The 20,101-nt window shown below is 66.2% G+C and carries 22 protein-coding genes; 5 read left to right on the top strand and 17 right to left on the bottom strand.

Annotated features, from left to right (window positions below):
• Window positions 1-36: 36 nt before the first annotated feature.
• The 6 genes from VKZ50_16580 to VKZ50_16555 form a co-directional block, all read right to left on the bottom strand.
• Entirely contained in the window at window positions 37-1,335 is a 1,299-nt protein-coding gene (locus tag VKZ50_16580) for a CapA family protein (GenBank protein HLJ61343.1), read from the bottom strand.
• A 59-nt stretch (window positions 1,336-1,394) separates the two neighbouring features.
• Entirely contained in the window at window positions 1,395-2,279 is an 885-nt protein-coding gene (locus tag VKZ50_16575; protein HLJ61342.1) for an ABC transporter permease, read from the bottom strand.
• Window positions 2,280-2,283: 4 nt separating this feature from the next.
• Window positions 2,284-3,225, bottom strand: coding sequence for an ABC transporter permease (locus VKZ50_16570; protein HLJ61341.1), 942 nt, complete (start codon window positions 3,223-3,225; stop codon window positions 2,284-2,286).
• Window positions 3,226-3,400: 175 nt separating this feature from the next.
• The gene (locus tag VKZ50_16565) at window positions 3,401-4,987 is read right to left on the bottom strand and encodes an ABC transporter substrate-binding protein (protein HLJ61340.1); all 1,587 of its coding nucleotides are present in this window, start codon (window positions 4,985-4,987) and stop codon (window positions 3,401-3,403) included.
• A 258-nt stretch (window positions 4,988-5,245) separates the two neighbouring features.
• On the bottom strand, window positions 5,246-5,839 hold the full coding sequence (locus tag VKZ50_16560; protein ID HLJ61339.1) for a GNAT family protein: 594 nt from the start codon (window positions 5,837-5,839) through the stop codon (window positions 5,246-5,248).
• Window positions 5,840-6,037: 198 nt separating this feature from the next.
• The gene (locus tag VKZ50_16555; protein HLJ61338.1) at window positions 6,038-7,021 is read right to left on the bottom strand and encodes an FTR1 family protein; all 984 of its coding nucleotides are present in this window, start codon (window positions 7,019-7,021) and stop codon (window positions 6,038-6,040) included.
• A gap of 199 nt (window positions 7,022-7,220) precedes the next feature.
• Here VKZ50_16555 and VKZ50_16550 point away from each other — a divergent pair, with 199 nt between their 5' ends.
• Together VKZ50_16550 and VKZ50_16545 are read left to right on the top strand one after the other, a co-directional pair.
• On the top strand, window positions 7,221-7,646 hold the full coding sequence (locus VKZ50_16550; GenBank protein HLJ61337.1) for a transcriptional repressor: 426 nt from the start codon (window positions 7,221-7,223) through the stop codon (window positions 7,644-7,646).
• Between the two features lie 42 nt (window positions 7,647-7,688).
• The gene (locus tag VKZ50_16545) at window positions 7,689-8,198 is read left to right on the top strand and encodes a DinB family protein (protein ID HLJ61336.1); all 510 of its coding nucleotides are present in this window, start codon (window positions 7,689-7,691) and stop codon (window positions 8,196-8,198) included.
• A 14-nt stretch (window positions 8,199-8,212) separates the two neighbouring features.
• On the opposite strand, the gene pdxT is transcribed toward VKZ50_16545, so the two are convergent.
• The 3 genes from pdxT to VKZ50_16530 all read right to left on the bottom strand — a co-directional run bounded on the left by pdxT (window position 8,213) and on the right by VKZ50_16530 (window position 10,382).
• Window positions 8,213-8,797, bottom strand: coding sequence for a pyridoxal 5'-phosphate synthase glutaminase subunit PdxT (pdxT, locus tag VKZ50_16540; protein ID HLJ61335.1), 585 nt, complete (start codon window positions 8,795-8,797; stop codon window positions 8,213-8,215).
• A gap of 32 nt (window positions 8,798-8,829) precedes the next feature.
• Entirely contained in the window at window positions 8,830-9,714 is an 885-nt protein-coding gene (gene pdxS, locus VKZ50_16535) for a pyridoxal 5'-phosphate synthase lyase subunit PdxS (protein ID HLJ61334.1), read from the bottom strand.
• 101 nt (window positions 9,715-9,815) lie between these two features.
• Window positions 9,816-10,382, bottom strand: coding sequence for an HD domain-containing protein (locus tag VKZ50_16530; GenBank protein ID HLJ61333.1), 567 nt, complete (start codon window positions 10,380-10,382; stop codon window positions 9,816-9,818).
• Window positions 10,383-10,527: 145 nt separating this feature from the next.
• Between VKZ50_16530 and VKZ50_16525 the strand changes: the two genes are divergently transcribed.
• Window positions 10,528-12,051: a PLP-dependent aminotransferase family protein gene (locus tag VKZ50_16525; protein HLJ61332.1), complete on the top strand. Its 1,524-nt coding sequence runs from the start codon at window positions 10,528-10,530 to the stop codon at window positions 12,049-12,051.
• Between the two features lie 4 nt (window positions 12,052-12,055).
• On the opposite strand, the gene VKZ50_16520 is transcribed toward VKZ50_16525, so the two are convergent.
• The 8 genes from VKZ50_16520 to rpmH form a co-directional block, all read right to left on the bottom strand.
• On the bottom strand, window positions 12,056-12,910 hold the full coding sequence (locus tag VKZ50_16520) for a ParB/RepB/Spo0J family partition protein (protein ID HLJ61331.1): 855 nt from the start codon (window positions 12,908-12,910) through the stop codon (window positions 12,056-12,058).
• Window positions 12,907-13,848, bottom strand: coding sequence for an AAA family ATPase (locus tag VKZ50_16515; GenBank protein ID HLJ61330.1), 942 nt, complete (start codon window positions 13,846-13,848; stop codon window positions 12,907-12,909). The genes VKZ50_16520 and VKZ50_16515 overlap by 4 nt, the downstream gene beginning before the upstream one ends.
• Window positions 13,849-14,263: 415 nt before the next feature.
• On the bottom strand, window positions 14,264-14,914 hold the full coding sequence (gene rsmG, locus VKZ50_16510; protein HLJ61329.1) for a 16S rRNA (guanine(527)-N(7))-methyltransferase RsmG: 651 nt from the start codon (window positions 14,912-14,914) through the stop codon (window positions 14,264-14,266).
• Window positions 14,915-14,966: 52 nt separating this feature from the next.
• Window positions 14,967-15,746: an RNA-binding cell elongation regulator Jag/EloR gene (gene jag / locus VKZ50_16505; GenBank protein HLJ61328.1), complete on the bottom strand. Its 780-nt coding sequence runs from the start codon at window positions 15,744-15,746 to the stop codon at window positions 14,967-14,969.
• Window positions 15,743-16,567 (bottom strand): YidC/Oxa1 family membrane protein insertase, encoded by an 825-nt coding sequence (locus VKZ50_16500; GenBank protein HLJ61327.1) that lies wholly within the window; start codon window positions 16,565-16,567, stop codon window positions 15,743-15,745. The genes jag and VKZ50_16500 overlap by 4 nt, the downstream gene beginning before the upstream one ends.
• A gap of 37 nt (window positions 16,568-16,604) precedes the next feature.
• A complete protein-coding gene (yidD, locus tag VKZ50_16495) occupies window positions 16,605-16,826 on the bottom strand; it encodes a membrane protein insertion efficiency factor YidD (GenBank protein HLJ61326.1) in 222 nt (73 codons plus the stop codon).
• Window positions 16,823-17,200, bottom strand: coding sequence for a ribonuclease P protein component (rnpA, locus tag VKZ50_16490; protein HLJ61325.1), 378 nt, complete (start codon window positions 17,198-17,200; stop codon window positions 16,823-16,825). Before rnpA ends, yidD begins: the two co-directional genes overlap by 4 nt.
• 17 nt (window positions 17,201-17,217) lie before the next feature.
• Complete coding sequence (gene rpmH / locus VKZ50_16485) at window positions 17,218-17,355, bottom strand: 50S ribosomal protein L34 (GenBank protein HLJ61324.1); 138 nt, start codon at window positions 17,353-17,355, stop codon at window positions 17,218-17,220.
• 956 nt (window positions 17,356-18,311) lie between these two features.
• Here rpmH and VKZ50_16480 point away from each other — a divergent pair.
• Entirely contained in the window at window positions 18,312-19,112 is an 801-nt protein-coding gene (locus VKZ50_16480) for an ATP-binding protein (GenBank protein ID HLJ61323.1), read from the top strand.
• Window positions 19,113-19,154: 42 nt separating this feature from the next.
• Window positions 19,155-20,101 (top strand): chromosomal replication initiator protein DnaA (gene dnaA, locus VKZ50_16475; protein ID HLJ61322.1); only part of this gene is annotated, 947 nt, incomplete at its 3' end.

The raw sequence follows: 20,101 nt of genomic DNA, 5'->3' as shown, positions 1-20,101 counted from the left end.
CCGCAAGATCGTCGAGCGCCGGAACGAAGTCCCGAGCTACCACCGAAGCTGAGCGCTACCGTCCGGGTGCCACGTGATCGAGCACTCCGGGGACATCCGCGCCAGCCGCTCGACGATCGCGCGCCCCGTCTCGCCTCCGGCGAGGACGGGTGATCCCCGCCTCGCCCGCGGCAGCCCGTGTCCGAGCGTGACCGGGTACAGGGTGATCGCCTCGAGCGTGCCCCCGTCGAACCGGCACACCGGCACGATCGCTTCCCAGTACCTGGGATCGACCGCGAACCCGCCCCTCGCGCCGCGCGCATCGAACAGGTCGGCCGGCGTCGCCGTCGGAGGGAGCCCGAGCCGCTCGTAGAAGTCGGCCGGCTGGCGCTGGAGCACCTCGTTCTGGAAGATGAAATTGCCGAGGCTGTAGAAGATCGGTTTGCCCTTGTAGATCTCGATGCCGCGCAGCAGATGCGGCCCGTGACCGAGCACGGCGTCCGCCCCCGCGTCCACCGCCGCCCGGCAGAAGGTGGTGACGAACTCTGCCGGCTCCTCGACCTCGTGCCCGGCCATCTCATGGGCGTGCACGCTCACGAACACCCAATCGGCCTGGCGGCGGGCATCGCGGATCCACTGGAGATTCGCCGCGAGGTCCCCGGCGTGCGGGCTGGTGCGCACGCCCTCCGGCGCACCGACGCGGAACTTGTGGTCGAACAGGGTCGCGACCCCGTCGGGGTCGGGACGTTGGAAGCCAAGTTGCACGGAGTGGGCTCGCCCGGCGCCGAGATGCAGCCGCTCGTGGATCGCGGCGAGCTGCGCCACCGTCTCGCGGCTCGCGGTGATCGTCGTCTCGTGCCGCAGCGGGTTGACCCCGGGCCGGCCCTGGCAGTCCGGCCGCTGCTCCCCTGCGGGAGCGTGCGGGGGGAACGAACTGGTGAGCGCGATCAGCGCGATGCGGCCCGCCGCGACATCGAGATATCCTGGAGACCGCGCCTCCGCGAGGTGCCGCCCAATCCCGGCGTAGACGACCCCCGCGCGGTCGAGTGTGTCCATCGTGCCGAGCAGGCCGCCCTCGCCCCAGTCCGCCATGTGGTTGTTGGCGGCGGCATAGAGATTGAACCCCATGGCGTTCAGATCGTCGATGATCCGCGGCGAGCCCACGACGTACGTCCCGCCGCTTGCGGCCTGCGGGCTCCCGAGATAGTCGTGCAAGGTGCCCTCGAGGTTGGTGAAGCGGACGTCCGCGGAGCGCAGCAGCGCCACGAGCGCGTGAAACGCGGGATCGCGGGACTCGCCGATGTGCTTCGTGATGAGCGCGTCGCCGGTGGCGGCGAGGAGCAGCGGGTGAGACACGAGATCGGCCCTTCCGGAAACAAAGTGCCGTGCCGCGCGCGGCACAGCCCGATGGCCACTTATTCTTGCGCCGGCTCGGGAACTCCTTGCCGGGCGCGCGCCCGGCCGCGCCGGCGCGCGATCGCGTGCGGGTCGGCAAGGTCGCGCACTGCGTCGCCGACCAAATTGAGACACAAGACCGTCAGCACGATCGCCCCCCCGGGGAAGAACACAAACCACGGCGCGGTGGCGACGTACACGTGGGCGTCGTCGAGCATGTTGCCCCAGGTCGGCGTCGGCGGGCGGACGCCCAGCCCGAGGAACGACAGCGCGGCGTCTGCGAGGATCGCCTCCGCGAACACGAACGTGGATTGGACGATCAGCGGCGCAACGCAGTTGCGGAGAATGTGCACGACGAGGATCCGGCCGTCGTGCTCGCCGAGCGCCACGGCCGCCTCCACGAACGTGCGCTCCTTGAGCTGCAGCGTCGAGGCGCGGACGATCCTGGCCGTCCGGGGGAAGAACACGAGCGCGATCGCGATCACCTCGTCGCGCGCGTTCGCGCCGAGCGCTGCGACCAGCGCGATCGCGAGCAGCAGCGCCGGAAACGCAAGCAGCCCGTCGAGCAGGCGCATCAGCACCGCGTCCACCCGACGGTAGTACCCGGCCGCCAGGCCCGCGGCGGTGCCCGCGATCGTGCTGAGCGCCATGACCGCGAGGCCGATGAGGAGCGACACCCGGCCGCTCGCGATCACGCGGGACAGCACGTCCCGCCCAAAGTTGTCCGTGCCGAACGGGTGGGCCGCGGCGGGCGCGAGCAGGCGGTGCTCCACGTCGAGCTGGGTGGCGGACGGCAGCGGCAGCCAGGGCGACACCGATGCGGCCAGCGCGATCGCCGCGAGGATCGCGAGCGACGCCGCAGCGAGCGGCCGGCGTCTCAGGAGCGCGCGCAGGAACAGCCGCATCGCGCTAGTAGCGAATCCGCGGGTCGATTGCCGCGTAGAGCAGGTCGACGACCAAGTTGAGCAGCACGTAGACGAGCGCGACAAACAGCACCACGCCCTCGATCACCGGATAGTCCCGCCGGCTGATCGACTGCACGATGAGGTTCCCGATCCCCGGCAGAACGAACACGGTCTCCGTCACGACGGCGCCGCCGAGGAGCGCCGCCAGGCTCGTGCCGATGACGGTCAGCGTCGGAATCAGCGCGTTGCGAAACGCGTGGTGGGCGAGGATCAGCACGTCGGAGAGGCCCTTGCTGCGCGCCGTGCGGATGTAGTCCTCGTGCAGCACGTCGATCGTGGCGTCGCGCGCGATGCGGGCGATCAACCCCGCCTGCGTGAAGGCGAGCGCGGTCGCCGGCAGGATCAGGCTCGCCAACCACGGTCCCACGCCCTGCGACGGCGAGACGTAACCCGCCACCGGCAGCAGCCGCAGCGCGACGGCGAACACGGCGATCAGGTTCAACCCCGTCCAGAACGACGGCACCGACACGCCGACGAGAACGAGCAGCATGAACACCTGGTCGTACGGACTATCCTGTTTCCAGGCGGCGATGGCGCCGGACGGAATCGCGACCGCGAGCGCGAGCCCCTCGGCAAGGGCGGTGAGGCCGGCCGTCGGCCCCAGATGCTGCCAGATCGCATTGAGCACGGGCTCCCGCAGGAAGATCGAGCGGCCGAGATCGCCGTGGAGCAGGCGCTCGAACCACAGCGCGAACTGCACCGGGAGCGGGCGGTCGAGGCCCATCGCGTGCCGGAGCTGTTCGACCTGGGCCGCGCTGGCGTCCGGGCCCAGGATGATCGCGGCGGGGTCGCCGGGGATCAGGTGGAGCAGCACGAAGAGCGTCGTCCCGACAACCAGGAGGACCGGGATCAACGCGGCGAGGCGCCCGGCGACATACCCTGCCACGCTACCCCGCCCCGCGAACCCGCCGGGCCCGAGACGCGCGATCGCGTGCGCGGGCAACGCGCGCTGCTACGGCTCCCGGGCGGCGTGCGTCCGCACGCGGGAACCGCGGTCCGCCCCCGCCCTCGCCGTCGCCGGATCGCGGCGACACGTCGCTAGCGCTCCGCGGTGGTCCGCCTCACCGGGTCACCCACACGTTCCAGAAGCGCACGTCGAAGTACGACGTGTAGCCGTGAAGGTGTTGGTTGTTGTACGCCTCGAGCCCGAAGTAGTTGCCGATCTTGGCCACCGGCACGTCCGCGTAAAACGTCGTCTGGATCTGGTCCATCAACTTCTTTCGCCCCGCCGCGTCGGTGACCGGCGTCTCGCTCCACTTCGTGAGCAGGCCGTCGAGCGTCTGGCTCTTGTACCAGCCCGGCCACGAGGCGCCGAAGAAGATGATCGCGGTCGGGTCGATCGACGGCGAGAAGCCCGTGAGGAAGATGTCGTACTGGTCCTGCTTCGCGCGCCGGCTGAGGAGCGTCGGCCAGTCGAACACCTGAGAGTCCACATTGAACCCCACGGCCTGGAGCTGCGGGGTCAACACCTGCGCGGTGTTGTAGTTCCACGTGTAGTCCTTCGTCGACATCATCAAGACTTTCTGGCCATTGTACCCGGCCTCTTTGAGCAGCGTGCGTGCCTTGTCGAGATTCTGATGGTTGTAGATGTCTGCACCCGCGGTGCTGTACACGCCCTTCTGCTCCGGGAAGAACAGCCCCGGGTCGAGCTGCCAGAAGGTCTTCGGCCCGATCGCCGCGGCCATCGCATCCGCCGGCTTGATCGCGTAGAGCGCCGCCTGGCGCGCCCGCACGTCCTGGAAGACGCCGTGCGCCTTGTTGAACACGGCGCCGGTCCAACTGAACACCTTCACCACGTCCGCGGTCAGCTGCGGCGTGCTCTTGATCTTAGCGTACATGTCCTGCTCGAGCTCGACGGCGAAATCGTACTGCCCGGTGGAGACGCCGTCCAGGCGCACTTGAGGATCCGCCACAAACGAGAACTGGATCTCATCCGCGTAGGCGACCTTGCGCCCGGTGATCCCGCCCCAGTTCTCGGTGCGGGACACGTACGCAGGGTTGCGACCGAGAACGATCCGCTGCCCCGGCACCCATTCCTTGACGATGTACGGTCCGGTCCCGATGTACACGGTCGCGGGTTTGTCCCCGGCCGCGTCGGCGACGCTCTTCGGCATGATCACCGCGGACTGCTTCGGGTCGCCGATGTTGGTGAGCAGCGGGGTGAAGACGCGCGCCAATTCGATCTCGAGCGTATGGTCGTCGACCTTCCGGAGCGCCTTGATGGCCTTGAACGTGGGCGCGCCTCCGAGCCTGCCCCACCGCTCGAGCGATGCGACCGCGTCGTCCGCCGTCACCGGCTGGCCGTTGTGGAACTTGATCCCCTGCCGGAGGCGGATCGTGTACTTGAGCCCGTCCGGGCTGACCGAGTATCCTTCGGCGAGCAGCGGCTTGACCTCGTAGTTCCGATCGAGCGCGAACAGCCCCTCGGCGTAGTGCCAGGCGACGAGCCGTGTCGCCGTCGCGGTGGACGCCTGCCAGTCGATCGTGCCCGGCTCGGCGTCGGTGGCGACGTGAATCACGCCGCCACGGACCGCCTGCGCGGTCGCCGGCGAGGCGCCGGTCACCGACAGCCCGCCTCCCGCGCCGACAGCCGCAGCACCTACCCCCACGGTCTTCAGAAACTCGCGCCGCGTCAGTCCCTTCAGCATCTCAGGCCTCCCATCCGGTGCACACCGTGTCGCGACGGCTCGCCCCGTCGCGATACGGCGCCCACGCGCGTTCGAGATCCGGCACCCAGACCTGGTGTCGACGCCCACGCCGAGATCTCCCTATCGCGCCGTCCGAAAACGACGGCGCCGGGGTGTACGGCGAAGCTCATTGCGCGCAGCGCCGCCGGAACCCTTCCGGCGCCTCCGCGACGCGGTCTCGACCGTCGGAGGCGTGGGCGCGGCCAAGCCGCGCCCGCCTCACCGGCGACCGAGCGACCGTTCCAAACGGGCCCGCACCACCGGCCATTCTTCCACCAGAATACTGTAGTAGACCGAGTCGCGCAGGTATCCGTCCGGCATGATGCGGTGGTGACGGAGCACCCCCTCGCGCACGGCGCCGAGGCGTTCGATCGCCCGCTGGGATCGCTCGTTCCGGCCGTCGGTCTTCAGCTGGACGCGGATCATGCCGAGGGCCTCAAAGGCGTGGCGCAACAGCAGGAGCTTGCACTCGGTGTTGACCGGCGTGCGCCACACGTCGGGGCTCAGCCACGTCCACCCGATCTCCAGCGCCCGATGCGCCGGCGTGATGTCGAGGAACCGCGTGCTCCCGACCACGCCGCCGTCGCCGGGAGTGACGATCACGAACGGGAGCTCGAGGCCCGTGTCGCGCGCCCGCAGCGCCTCGCTGACGAGCCGGGCCATGTCGTCGACGGTGACCACCTGGATCGGCATGTAGGGCCAAATCTCCGCGGCGCGGCCGGCCTCGTACAGTGCGTCCACGTGCGACGCCTCCATCGGCACCAGCGCCGCATGCTCGCCGACCAGCTCCACGGGTTCCACGCGTACGGTCATCCGTGCCTCCGCCCGGCGGCACGCCATCCGGCGCGCGCCACAGCCCGTGCGCGCATTCATTCGCTGCGGATCTCGCCCACCCTGTGGCTCATCGGATACCGCCGGGACACAGACGTCGGGTCCCCGAATGTCCCCACCAGCCGTTCAACGCGATCGCAGTTCACAGCGCCGCTTGGCGCCGAACCCTCTACCGCGCCGTCAGGGCACGTTCGCCGGCTCCGGCGTTCGGGCCGCGGCCTGCCGGCGGGGGCGCCGGATCCGCGCGTACTCGGCCACCAAGTAGGAGCCGACGACGACCGCCACGGTCAGGGCCTGCGCCGTGAGGCTCTCCAGACTGCTGTACAGCGAGAACCAGACGTTCATCCAGTTCGGCAAATCGAAGGCGGGCCACTTGGTCGTCGCGAGCCAATGGGCCTGCTGCATCTCCTGGACGGTCTCGCCCACCATGACGACCAACACGCCACCGAGCAGAATGCCGGTGAGCACCAGCATCTTCCGATACGGGAGCCGATAGTGAGACGAGAAGTTCAGCCACGCCACGAGCAACGTCAGACCCACGCCGATCAGGCTGCCGAGGAGCACCATGTGTCCGCCGACCTGCAGGCGCAGGCTCTGGAGAAACAGCACGACCTCGAACCCCTCCCGGTACACCGAGGCGAAGCCGAGCAACGCGAGGCCCCGGAACACCACGGCGGGCGGCGTCCCCGGACGCTCGAGGAGCGCCCGCTCGGTCCGGGTGTGGTGGGTAATCCACCCCGTCCAGTAGACCCGGTGAAAGAACCAGTTCATGATGATCAGCAGGATCACCACAGCGAGCAGGCCGGTCGCCGCCTGCAGGTCCAGTTCCGGTGCGTTCACGTCCGAGAGGATGGCGACCACGACGAACCACGTGGCGATCGTCGCCAGAAACCCCACCCCCGCCCCTGCGGTCACAGGGCGGCCCCAGCCGGACCGCGCGCGCGACAGGCTCGCCGTGATCGCCGACAGCACCAGGATCGATTCCAAACCTTCCCGGAACACCAGGACCCCCGTGTCGACGGCGGCCGCGGCAGGGGTGAGATGTTTCGCGGTCGGATCCGGAGCCCCGCCCGCCGTGACAGCCAACCACACGAATACGCCGATCACGAAAATGGCGGCGAGCGTCATCAACGCCGCCCGGGCTCCTGGACCAGGAGCTCGCATCACCGACCTCCTCTTGCGCGCATTGCGCTCGAACAGCCGTTGGAATCGTCTATGTTAGGCTTGCCGAACAGATTCTAGAGTGATATGGTCAAGAAAGGCTGTCAAGCCTTGATTCGAGCCAACGACGCAGCGGCCTTGCTGCACACGACCCCGCGCGCGTTCGTAAAGGTCTGGTGTAGGTAAAACGGTGGCAATTTCCGTGGCACGATTCTCAACCAGCGGGGCGGTAGCCGCGTTTCGCGCGCAAGGCCGAAGTATCACGGCCCAACGTATGGCCGTGTTCCACGCCATCGAGGACGCTGATGGTCATCCCACGGCCGAAGAGCTCCACACCCGCCTCAGGGATCGGGTGCCCCGGCTCGCGCTCAAGACCGTGTATGCGATCCTCCACGAACTCGCCGAACTCGGGCTGCTCGCGCCGATACCGCTACCGGTAGGGGCGATGCGATGGGAGCCGAACACGGCTCCTCACGGACACCTCTTCTGCGACGTGTGCCGGCGCGTGGTGGACCTGCCCGTTGACCCCAGCGTCCTCATGCCGTTGGTTCGACGCGCCGATCGGCGGTTCGATGTGCGGGGAGCCGCCCTGATCGTGCACGGGCGTTGCGACCGGTGCGCCATGTAACGTTCAGCCGGGCGGAGAGACGCCGCACGACGGAGGGTGGAGATGAACCCCGAGGGAGCACCCACACTCAAGGAGTTCGTTGTCGATCACGTGCATACCACGTTGTACGACGAGACCGTCCAATGGCAGCCACCGCTCAGCGGGGTCCTCAGGTGTCTGACCGCCGCACAGGCGGCGTGGAAACCCGCTCCCGCACGACATTCCATCTGGCAGATCGTCCGCCATCTGATTCGCTGGAAGCGCGGAGTGCTCGAGGCGTGGGATGGGAATCCGGCCAACGGGACGCAGCTCGCCGCCGGCGATTGGCAAGAGGTCTCCGGAAGCGACGCTGACTGGGACCGCGACCGCGACACCCTGCTCCACATCTCCTCCGAGTTCCTGACCCGGGCGAAGGCGCTCGATGACGCGGGCCTCGCGAGGCGGATCGCCTGGTACAAAGGCGGGTGGACGCAGCCGCTAGCGATGCGTCTCGTCCGAACGACAACCCACGACATCTACCACGCTGGACAGATCATGTACTTGCGAGCCCTACAGGGCATCCCACCCCGGTGACGATGCGGTACACACTAGTTCGGGCTGCGCGCGTCGCGAATCATGCCCAGGAAGTAACGGTGCACCCGGATGTCGGCGGCGAGCTCCGGGTGAAACGACGACACCAGGAGCGGTCCCTGTCGCGCGAGCACCGGCTTGCCGTCGAACGACGCGAGCACGATCACTCCGGCGCCGGCTTCCTCGATCACCGGCGCCCGGATGAAGACCGCATGCAGCGGCGGCGGCCCGAACGCGGCGACATCCAGATCGGTTTCGAACGAGTCCACCTGACGGCCGTATGCGTTGCGGTGGATGGTGATGTCCATCAGGCGGAGCAGCGGCGGCTCTCCTCCGTGCGCGGCGCGCGCGAGCAGGATCATCCCCGCGCAGGTCCCGTACACCGACATCCCCTGCCGGACCCGCGCCGGGATCGACCGATCGAGGCCGTATTCCACCATCAACTTGCCGATCGTCGTGGACTCGCCGCCCGGGATGATCAACCCGTCCACCCGCTCGAGCTGCGCCACGGTCCGGACCTCCGGGGCCTCCACCTCGAGACCCCGGAGGATTCTCTGGTGCTCGATGACGTCTCCCTGAAGCGCCAACACGCCGACGTTCACTGTCCGTGTCTCCGCAGCTCGCGGCCCGAGGGTTACCAGCCGCGGGTCTGCAGGAGCTCGCCCTCGGGCAGCTTCCGGATGTCGAGCCCCTTCATCGGCTCGCCGATGCCCTCGGACACGTGCGCGATCAGGTCTGGGTCGTTGTAGTGGGTCGTCGCCTGAACGATCGCCTTCGCGCGCTTCGCCGGGTCGTCTGACTTGAAGATTCCCGACCCTACGAAGTTGCCGTCGCAGCCGAGCTGCATCATCAGTGCCGCGTCCGCCGGCGTCGCGATGCCCCCCGCGGAGAAGTTTACCACCGGCAGGCGCCCGAGCGCCCGCGTCTCCAGCACGAGCTCGTACGGTGCGCCGAGCTCTTTCGCGACGGTCATCAGCTCCTCTTCGGGCGTGGCCTGCAACTGGCGGATCCCGTCCAGGACCGTGCGCAGGTGCCGCACCGCTTCGACGACGTTGCCAGTGCCGGCCTCGCCCTTCGTCCGGATCATCGCGGCGCCCTCGCCGACCCGCCGGAGCGCCTCACCGAGATCGCGCGCACCGCAAACGTACGGCACCTTGGACACGTGCTTGTTGATGTGGTACCGCTCGTCCGCCGGCGTTAGAACCTCGCTCTCGTCGATGAAGTCGACGCCGAGCGCCTCGAGCACCTGCGCCTCGACGAAGTGCCCGATCCGAACCTTGGCCATGACCGGGATCGTCACCGCGGCCATGATCTCCTTGATCTTCAGCGGATCCGCCATCCGGGCGACGCCGCCTTCTCGGCGAATGTCCGCCGGTACACGCTCGAGCGCCATCACCGCGCACGCGCCCGCGTCTTCCGCAATCTTCGCCTGCTCCGCAGTCGTCACGTCCATGATGACGCCGCCCTTGAGCATCTGCGCGAGCCCCCGCTTCAGTTTGACCGTGCCGACATCCGCCATGCCGCTACCTCCCGTTCGCTCAGTCTGACTCACGACGCGCTCATCACCGATCCCGCGGCGCCCCAACTCGTTCATGGGGACCGCGGCCGTGCGCGTGTCCGTCAACCCTGTCCGTCGAGCCCCAACTGAGGCGCAATCGCCCGCAGCGCCTCGATCACGAACGCGATGTGCTCGTCGAGCGGAACACCCAACTCCTCGGCGCCCCGCACGATGTCCTCGCGCCGCACCCCGCGGGCGAACGCCTTGTCCTTCATCTTCTTCTTGACCGACGTCACGTCCACGTCGGTCACCGCGCGCGAAGGCCGGACGAGGGCGACGGCGATCACGAATCCCGACAGCTCGTCCGCGGCATAGAGCGCCCGTTCCATCCGCGTCTCGCGCGCCACGCCGCTGTAGTCCGCGTGCGAGAGGATCGCGCGGCAAATCGGTTCCGCAAGCCCATGGCTCTTCAGCAGCTCGACCCCGGCGAATGGGTGGCCCGCATCCTGCGACGGATGCCGCTCATAGTCGAGGTCATGAAGCAGCCCGGCGAGACCCCAGGGTTCCTCGTCCTCTCCGAACTTCCGCGCATACGCCCGCATCACGGTCTCTACTGCGAGCATGTGCTTCAGGAGGTTCGGCGAGCTCGTGTGCTCCGTCAACAACTGCCATGCCTCGTCGCGTGTCATCCTCTTGGCGCACCTATATGTTTATAGTGACACCTGTTGACTCGATCCCAGAGCATTGCTATATTTCGTATAACTCGAGCCTGGAGTATGTCAATATTCCTATGTACACTATTCGTGTAACTAGATATATCAAAGGAGCCGGGTGTTGACCATCGACCTGAAGAGAGACGCCGACCAGCCGCTGTACCGCCAGATCCACGCGGCAATAGCACGATCCATCCGGAATGGCGAGTTCAAGCAAGGCGCCAAACTGCCATCCGTGCGTGTCCTGTCTAAGGAATTGGGTGTAAGCTTGATCACGATTGTGCAGGCGTACGATGCCCTCACCGCCGACGGGCTCGTGCATGCCTCAGTCGGTCGCGGGACATTCGTCGGGAGTTCGTCCGCGGTGCACAGCACCGACCAGGTCGAACCAGATTCGCTGGTGTCTGGCGACGGTGAGTGGCAGACATCGCTTCCTGTGTACCTAAAGGCGCCTCGCATCTCGGCGATGCAGGCCCTCCTGAAGCCGGCTCGAAGACCAGAGGTGATCTCCCTCGCAAGCGGCACTCCTGACCCGACGCTCTTTCCGGTCCGCGCAATCGGCAGACTGTGGCACAGGGCCATGGCCGTTGAGGATCCGCGCTACATGCAGTACGGCAGCCCGGGGGGCGATGCGAACCTCCGCACGTGGATCGCCGCTCACTGCAGCTCCGCAGGCATCCCGGCCAGGCCAGAGGATATCCTCATCACGTCCGGGGTGCAGCAGGCGATCGATCTCGTCGCAAGGACGTTCCTTGGTCCTGGCGACTATGTGCTGGTCGAGAGTCCAACGTTTCTCACGGCCCTGGACATCTTCGACGGGCGAGGAGCGAAGCTGATCGGCGTTCCGGTCGATGCTCGAGGCATGCGGGTTGACATCGCGGCAACGCTCGTGGAGCGATTCCGGCCGAGGATGATCTACACCATCCCGACCGCCCAGAACCCCACTGGGACGACGATGAAGGAGGACCGGCGGCGCCGCCTCGCTGACCTGGCCAAGCAGCACAATATCCTTGTTCTCGAGGACGACAGCTGCAGCGAGTTCACATACGATGGGGACGCACCTCCGTCGGTGAAGGCGTTCGACACCGGCGGCCACGTGATCTTCGTGAAGGGGTTTTCAAAGACGGTGGTACCCGGGCTCCGTATCGGCGGCCTCGTCGCGCATGGGATCGTCATGAGCCGCCTCGCCGAGTCCAAGTCGGTGGCGGACCGATTCACACCAACGCTGATCCAACGGACGTTGTGGAGGTATTTGTCGTCGAAGCTGTATCTGCGCGATCTCGAAACGGCAAGAAGCGTGTACCGGAAACGCAGAGATGCGATGGTTCGGGCGCTTGAGACGTTCATGCCGCCCGATATCACCTGGAGCCACCCAGACGCCGGATTCAATCTCTGGATCAACCTTCCCAAGCCGGTTTCGGCGTCAGAGGCCTTCGAGGAGGGCCTGAAGGAGGGGGTTGCGTGCGGGGCTGGGGATCTCTTTCTCCCACATGTCCCGCCACCGAACGGGTTGCGCCTGTCGTTCGCCGACAAACCCGAGCACGTGATCTTGGAGGGAGTAAAGAGACTGGCCGCCGCAATCGGAAGGCTGCAAGACCAAGAACGCGGCAGACCTCAGGAGTCGGAGTTCGTAACGACTGTCTAGATGCTCATCTGAGCAAGATATCGATCAGGCGCTCCAGATCCGTGTCGGAGTAATAGCTAAGTTGAATGGTGCCTTTCTTCCCGATCGGCACGATTGATGCTTTTGTGGAATACCGCTCCCCGAGCTGCATGGAGAGATCGACGAGTTGAGGGTTCGGCTTCCTTGGGCCTCGCCGCCGTGTTTCACGTGAAACATTCCGGACCCAAGCCTTCGCCAGGTCCTCTGTCTCCCTGACCGATAATCCCTTCTCCTCGATGATTCTCCAAGTGTCGAGCATGGCGCCGGTCGACTGAATCATAAGCAGCGCGCGGCCGTGCCCTTCGGAGATTCTGTCGGCACTTATGGCCGATTGGATCTCGGAGGGAAGCTCAAGCAGTCTGAGTGAGTTCGTGACTGCCGGCCGGCTCCCGCCCACCACTTCGGCGATTTGCTCCTGGGTCATCGCGAACTCTTCGCCGAGTCTGCGATATGCCGTAGCCCGCTCGATCGGGTCGAGGTCTTCCCTTCTGAGGTTCTCGATGAGCGCCAGCTCCAGCATCTCGCGATCTGGCAGATCACGGACAACCGCCGGGATCGTCGTGATCCCGGCCGCCTGAGCGGCCTTCCATCTCCGTTCCCCGGCGACAATCTCGTACCCTGAGCCCGATCGCCTGACGATGATGGGTTGGAGTATGCCATGCCGCCTCACGGACGCGACGAGCTCGTCAAATGCCTCCCCGGAGACTTCTCGGCGAGGTTGGTATGGGTTGGGGGAGAGCGTGGAGATATCAATCTCCGCTGTCGGTCCGGACGGCTGGTCCTGATCGGCCACTCCTGGGATCAACGCTCCAAGCCCACGCCCAAGCCCGCGTTTCATCATTGCGTGTCACCTCGATGGTCAACAAATTGTGCGACGGGATCCTGCTCCGGCCTGGTCTCGTCTACGGACGGGTCTGCTTGAGGTTCTTCTCGCGGTCCGGGTTCTGGCTGAGGTTCTTCTCGCCCAAGAGGCTCCGCATGCGGCTCCCCTGATTGAGCCCCATCCCCACTCGCTGTCTCGTTCTCGATCGGCGTCCCCAACCGTGCCAGCAGCTCCCGCGCGAGCGCGGCGTACGCTTTGGCCCCCTTGGATCCAGGAGCGTACGACGAGACAGGCTGGCCATAGCTCGGCGCTTCGGCGAGCCGTATGCTCCTCGGAACCTCTGTCTGGAGCACGAGGTTGGGAAAGTGGGCGCGAACATCCGCGGCCACCTGTTCCGACAACTTCGTACGTTGATCGACCATTGTCAGCACGATCCCCGCCACACCGAGAGAGGGATTGACATGCCGTCTGATGAGCGCGACCGTCTCCATCAGTTGAGCCAGCCCCTCCAGGGCGTAGAACTCGCTTTGGAGAGGGATCAGGCAACTCTCGGCCGCGCTCATGCCGTTGACCGTCAGCAGCCCAAGCGACGGGGGACAATCGATGAAAATGAAATCGTATCGCGGTTCGATGTTCCTGAGGGCGGTGCGCAACTTCGTCTCTCGAGCGATTTGGGAGACCAACTCCACCTCGGCACCCGCGAGCCTAACGTCGGACGGCAGGATGTCCAATCCCGCGATGCTGGTATGGACGATGGCGATGTCCGCTGTCGCCGATCCCGTGATCACGTCGTACGTCGTGATTTCCAGGCTGGACTTGTCGACGCCGACGCCGCTCGTGGAGTTCCCCTGAGGATCCATATCGACCAGCAGGACATCCTTACCGAGGTGGGCGACGGACGCACCCAAGTTAATGGCGGTGGTGGACTTCCCGACGCCGCCCTTCTGATTGACGATCGCGAAGATGTGGCCCGTGTGAGTCGTGACTCCATTCTGCGACGATGTGGTTCGAGCGCGACCGTGTATCGATCACCAGTTCCCCAAGACCACACAAACTCCTTCCACGGCGGCATTCGGGAACCAACTATCACGACACGTGATCAGGAATCTTGAGGAAAACCTCCCACACATTGCCATGTTCACGACGGCCGGCGTTTAGGCAGCGCATCGGCGCGAATGATCTGGGGACAACCCGGACGGTGTGATCAAAGGGTATCGCAACCAACGAGGGTGCATATGAACATATGAACACTTGAAACTATGGATATACGAATATCCAAGTTAGACATCTACATGTATAACTATGTGAACGCCGATCCACCTTCCACCAGCCCCCGGCGCCGCGCGCCGAGGCCGCGTCCATGGGAGATGCTCACCCGATCGGCCGCCGCTCGGCGAGCCCGGGCCGCCGCGGATACTCGGCGGGTGTGGCGAATGCCTTGCGCACGACAACGATCGAGGACGACCGCGAGAACTCGGTGGCTCGCACGGCGGCGACTCCGCCCAGCACCGCGAGCGCGTGGGCCGCGGCGGCGAGTTCCCGGGACGCCGATGCGCCCTTCGGAAACACCGCGATACCCCCGACGCGAAGCAACGGGAGCGCGTACTCCGCGAGCACTCGGAGATCCGCGACGGCCCGCGCCGTCACCGCGTCGTAGCGGTCGCGGTGGGCGGGATCGCGTCCGAGCTGCTCGGCGCGGGCGCAGGCAACTTCAACGTTTGCGAGCCCCAGCTCACGCACGGCGATCCCGAGAAACCCGGCCTTCTTCCGCGACGCCTCCACGAGCACCACGCGCGCGCTAGGGTGCAGCAGCGCAATGAGGATCCCCGGAATCCCGGCACCGCTTCCGAGATCCGCGATCGCGCCGGCGGCCGGAAGCGCGGGGAGCACGTCGAGGCCGTCCGCCACGAGCACGCGCGCGGCATCTTCCCGGGTCCGGGCGCCGGTGAGCCGGAGCCGGCCGCTCCACGCGACGACGAGGTCAAGATACCGTTCGAGGGATGCGAGGTCGTTGGAGGACAGGTCGAGACCGACGGCGGCCGCGCCTGCCTCGATGATGCGGCGCGCCGTACTCCTAGGGCTCGGGGTCGCCCGACGGATCCGAGCCTTCGAGGACGTCGGGTTGCGCCCCGGCGGCGGGCGGCAAATCGGCCGCCTCAGACGCCGCGCCCGCGCCCCTCAGATCGATGATCACGTGTCGCTCGACGCCCTCGCCTTCGCTGTGCGTGGCGACGCCGGCGTCGCCCGCCAGCGCCGTGTGGATCACGCGGCGCTCGGCCGCGGACATCGGCTCGAGCGCCACCGGCTCGTGGGAACGGCGAACCCGATCGGCCGTCCGGCGTGCCAGCGACATGAGAGCGTCCCGGCGCCGTTCGCGGTACCGCTCGACGTCCACGATCACTGGAACGCGGCGCCCGAGCCGGCGCGACGCGATCATGTTGACGAGCATCTCCAGCGCCTCCAGGGTTTGCCCGTGCCGCCCGATCAACGGCGCCAGATTCTCCCCGGTGACGGAGACCAGGACCGCGCCTTCCTCTTCGCGCGCCTTGAGCACACCGCGGAACCCCATCGCGGTGATGATCGAGGATGTCACGCTCCGGGCCGCTGCGAGCGGATCGTCCTCGGCGCCGGCCTCGCCGGGCCGGGGTTCGGGCTCGACGACGTCGTCGGGCTCGCCCTCCGCGGACAGCAGCGTGAGCCGGACCCGCGCTTCGCGCGCGCCGAGACCGAGCACGCCGCGGCTGCCCTCGTCGAGGACCATGAGGTCGACCTCGTCCCGTTTCACGGCGAGCACACGCAGCGCGTCGCGAATCGCTTCCTCAACCGTGCGGCCCGATCCCTCGGCGGACTTCACGCGCGCTTCGCCCCCTTCTTGCCTGGGGCGACCGCCGGCCGCCGGCCGCCCCCGCCGGATGCCTTGGGGGTCCCGGGCGCTTTCGACTTCCCGGCGGCCGATCCGTCCTCACCCTGCGCGGCCGCACCAGCCGTCTGGGATTTGGGCGGCGCGCTCACCATTGGGTGAGGCTTGCCGACCACGAGATAGTACTCTCCGATGTACGCCATCGTGGAAACGATCCAGTAAATCGACAGCCCGACCGGATACAGCATCGCGAAGTAACCGACCATGATCGGCATGAACACGAACATCTTCGCCTGCTGCGGGTCCGTCACGCTCATGCGCTGTTGATACCAGGTCGTCGCCGCCACCAACACCGGGATGATCAGCACGAAGAGCATCTGCGGGTGCGACGCGAACTGCCCGTACATCCGGCTCGGGATCTCGTCGAGCCGCAGCCACGACAGCCCGTCCAGCGTCGCGTTGCCGAACAGATTCTTCGTGTAGAGTAACCGGAACAACGCCCACAGAATGGGCATCTGCACGACCATCGGAAGACACCCCATCATCGGGTTAACGTTGTGCGCCCGATACAGGGCCATCATCTCTTGGTTGAGCGCCTTGGGATCGTCCTTGTGCTTCCGCCGGAGGGTTTCCATGTGCGGCGCCAGCACCTGCATCGCCTTCATCGACTTCAACTGGATGCGGGTGAGGGGATGGAGAATCAGCTTGACCACCAGCGTCATCAGCACGATCGACAGCGTCAGATCATGGGTGAACCCATAGAACACGTTAAGGACGCTGTGGAGCGCGTCGATGATAGGATTGAGGAACTGCACCTACCGCGCCTCCTCGTCCCGGCGGGTGATCCCGAGATCAGGGCACCGGGTCATATCCGCCGGGATGCAGGGGGTGGCAACGCAGCAACCGCCTCAGTGCGAGCCATCCGCCCCGCAGCACGCCGTGGCGAGAGATCGCCTCAATTGCATACTCCGAACACGATGGGTAGAATCGGCAAGACGGCGGCGTGTACGGCGAGACCCATCGCTGGTACAACCGGATGAACCCGATCCCGACCATCCGAGTCGCCCGCGTCATCTCTCACGTTCACGCATCAGCCGACCGGCCGCGCACAGTGTCTCCATCTCCGCGACGATCTCCGAGAACGAAGCGTTCAGGGCCTTCGACCGTGCCGCCATCACCACGTCGCCGCGATCAGAAAGGCGGCCCTTGAGCCGCCTGAACGCCTCGCGCAGTCTCCGCTTCGCGCGGTTGCGCTCTACCGCTCCACCGAGTTTCCTGCCGGCGGTGATGCCCACCCGAAGCGGAGTGTCGCCCGTCCTGACGTACAACACCAACGCCGCACCGGAGTACCGCCGTCCCTCCCGATACACCCTCGCGTAGTCCGAGCGGCGTGAGAGCCGCCCGTCCTCACGCGCACCCGGCGTGCGTGACGAGCCGGCGCCTGCCAGGCCGCCGCCTCCCTCTCTTACGCCGGCGCGAGACGGCGCCTGCCGCGAAGCCGTCTCCGGCGCAACACGTTCCGGCCCCCGGGCGTGCGCATGCGCACACGGAAGCCGTGCGTCTTGCTCCGATGCCGGCGGTTCGGTTGAAATGTGCGCTTCACCGAGCCGCCCCCTCCCATGACTCAGATCGGCGCCCCGCGTGTGCGAGGTCGCCGACACCTTGCTAGACTATAGCATACGAGTGCGGCCCCATTCAACGCGCCGAATCAAATCACGCAAAGTGTTACGGAGGGGACGATCGTCGTACCATCAGCCCGTTGCAGCGCGGCCCAGTCTCTGTTCCTTCGCAGGCTCCGCACGCGTGACCTCGCATCCGCGCCGGGGTGCCTCCCCGGCGTGTGCCCGGTACCTTCGAGCCTTCCGAACGCTTGGGACGGCCGCGAATTCTCCCGACCGTCGCGCGCCAGCTCGAGATGATCCGCGCAACGACCGCGATGTTCGCCCCCGCCACCTCGACCGGACGTACACGCGTCGCCGCGATGGCCGCACAGATCCCGGCGGGTGGGCACAACAACACATCGCACTCGAGACCGACCAGAGGGGCCCTTCGACGCCCTCGTCCACCGCGACGGACTTGGTCATGCCCTCTCTGACGCGGAAACCCGAAATAACAACGGAAACGGGTAGGATAGTGAAATGCCGAATGAATTCAGCCCGAACAGGTTTCTGTGGATAACCTCGTGATATCTCCGCCAATTATCCACATCCTCGTCCCGCCCCTGCAACTTAGAAGGGCGATACGATCTCGATCTCGCTGTGCATCGGGTCCTCCGGTCATCAAGAGGAGGAACTTGCCAAGCTATCCACAATCTTTTCCACACCTGTGGATAACCTAGGAAGCACCTCCCAACAGTCCAATTCTAACGGCATCCGAGCGAGCTTCGGCTCGCTGACGTCCGGCGGAAACGGTAGAAACTCAACGATCATCTCTCCACAATGCTGGTCGCTTCACGGCACGTCAACGGCATGTCCCGAAACGTTCACCCGTTTCGCGATCGCGGAAGGACAGCATGATGGTGCAGCCAATTAGCGTCGATGCACGCGGGGAGGGGGAGTGATGCAGGACTTCTTCCTGCGGCTCGTGTCCCACCAGCGAATAGAGCCCGAGGAGTCGGCAAATGCGCCGGAAGTCCGTATGGCGATTTATGATTCTCCGGCGGCGCCGCCCCAGGTCGTTTCATTCTCTGCGGAGGACTTCAATCGATTGGTCGGCGAGTTGGCGGCGCGCACCTATGACTACGCGCGCGAGCGCGGTGGCCGCATCCCGTTTGTGGTGATCAAGGAGATCGTGGAAAATCTCATCCACGCGTTCTTTCAGAACGCGGTCGTCTCAATCATGGACGAGGGAAACACCATCCGGATCTCCGACCAGGGACCGGGTATTCGGGACAAAGAACACGCGTTCAAACCGGGGTTTACCACCGCCACCCGAGAGATGCGCGAGCTCATCAAGGGCGTCGGCTCAGGACTGCCCGTTGCGAAAGAGCATCTCGAGTTTCTGGGCGGAGCCATCTCCATCGAGGACAACCTCGATCGGGGAACGGTCGTGACGCTGCACGTTGGGCCGGCGCGCGCCGCCGCGCCAGCACAACCCGTGATCCCGGCGCCCGCGCCGGTCGAACCCGCCGCGCCGCCGGCGCGTCTGACCGACCGCCAGCGAAAGGTGCTTCTGCTGATCGCGGAACTCGGATCGGCCGGGCCGTCGACGATCGCGAAGGAACTCGGGGTGAGCCAGAGCACGGCGTTCAGGGAACTGGCGTCGCTCCAGCGGCTGCAGTTGCTGGCGTCTCGCGGCACGGGCAAGCGGACGCTCACCGAAGAGGGAATCGCGTACCTGGATAACGTCTTCAAGCCTTGATGCGCGACCCGCCGAGTGGTGGGCGTGCCAGGAGGACCCTGCATGGATGCACAGAGCGTCGCCGTCGGCCAAGTCTGGCAAGAGGCACTGACCAGGATCGAGAGCCAACTCAGCAAGCCGAGCTTCGAAGCGTTTCTCAAGGCCATGCGCCCGGTAACGCTGGAGCGGGACGTCTTCGTGTTCTCGGTGCCAAGCCTGTTCGCCAAGGAGTGGCTGGAGGGCCGGTATCGTGGCCTGATCGCGGAAACGTTGCGCGAGGTGCTCACCCACGGTGTGGACGTCCGCTTCGTCGTCGCGGACACCGACATCGACTTGGCGACGGTGCAGGACACCCCGGTGTCGCGGGAGGTGCAGGTCCAGTCGCCGAAGCCACCGTACCTCGAGGCACCGTCGTTCACCAGCAAATACACGTTCGACACGTTCGTCGTCGGAAGCGGAAACCGCTTCGCGCACGCCGCGGCCCTCGCGGTCGCCGAAACGCCCGCGCGGGCCTACAATCCCTTGTTCATCTACGGCGGGGTGGGCCTCGGCAAAACACACCTCCTGCAGGCGATCGGCCACCACGTCCTCGCCCACAAACAGGCGGCACGCGTGATGTACGTCTCGTCGGAGCGATTCACGAACGAGATGATTAACGCGATTCGCGACGACAAGATGGTCGAGTTCCGCAACCGCTACAGAAACGTCGACGTCCTGCTCATCGACGACATCCAATTTCTGGCGGGCAAGGAGCGCACGCAGGAGGAGTTCTTCCACACCTTCAACACGCTCTACACCAGCCAGAAGCAGATCATCCTCTCCTCCGACTCCTCGCCGCGCAACATCCCGACGCTCGAGGAGCGTCTGCGCAGCCGCTTCGAGTGGGGGCTGATCGCCGACATCCAGCCGCCGGACCTCGAGACCAAGGTGGCGATCCTGCAGCGCAAGGCCTCGCTCGAGGACGTCCAGCTCCCCGACGAGGTGGCGGAGTTCATCGCCCAGCAGGTGAA

It is taken from the genome of bacterium (assembly GCA_035295165.1).
In the GTDB taxonomy this organism is placed as follows: Bacteria; Sysuimicrobiota; Sysuimicrobiia; order Sysuimicrobiales; family Segetimicrobiaceae; genus JAJPIA01.
The sequence above is the reverse complement of the archived record's forward strand: the minus strand, read 5'-3'. Positions and strand labels throughout refer to the sequence as shown.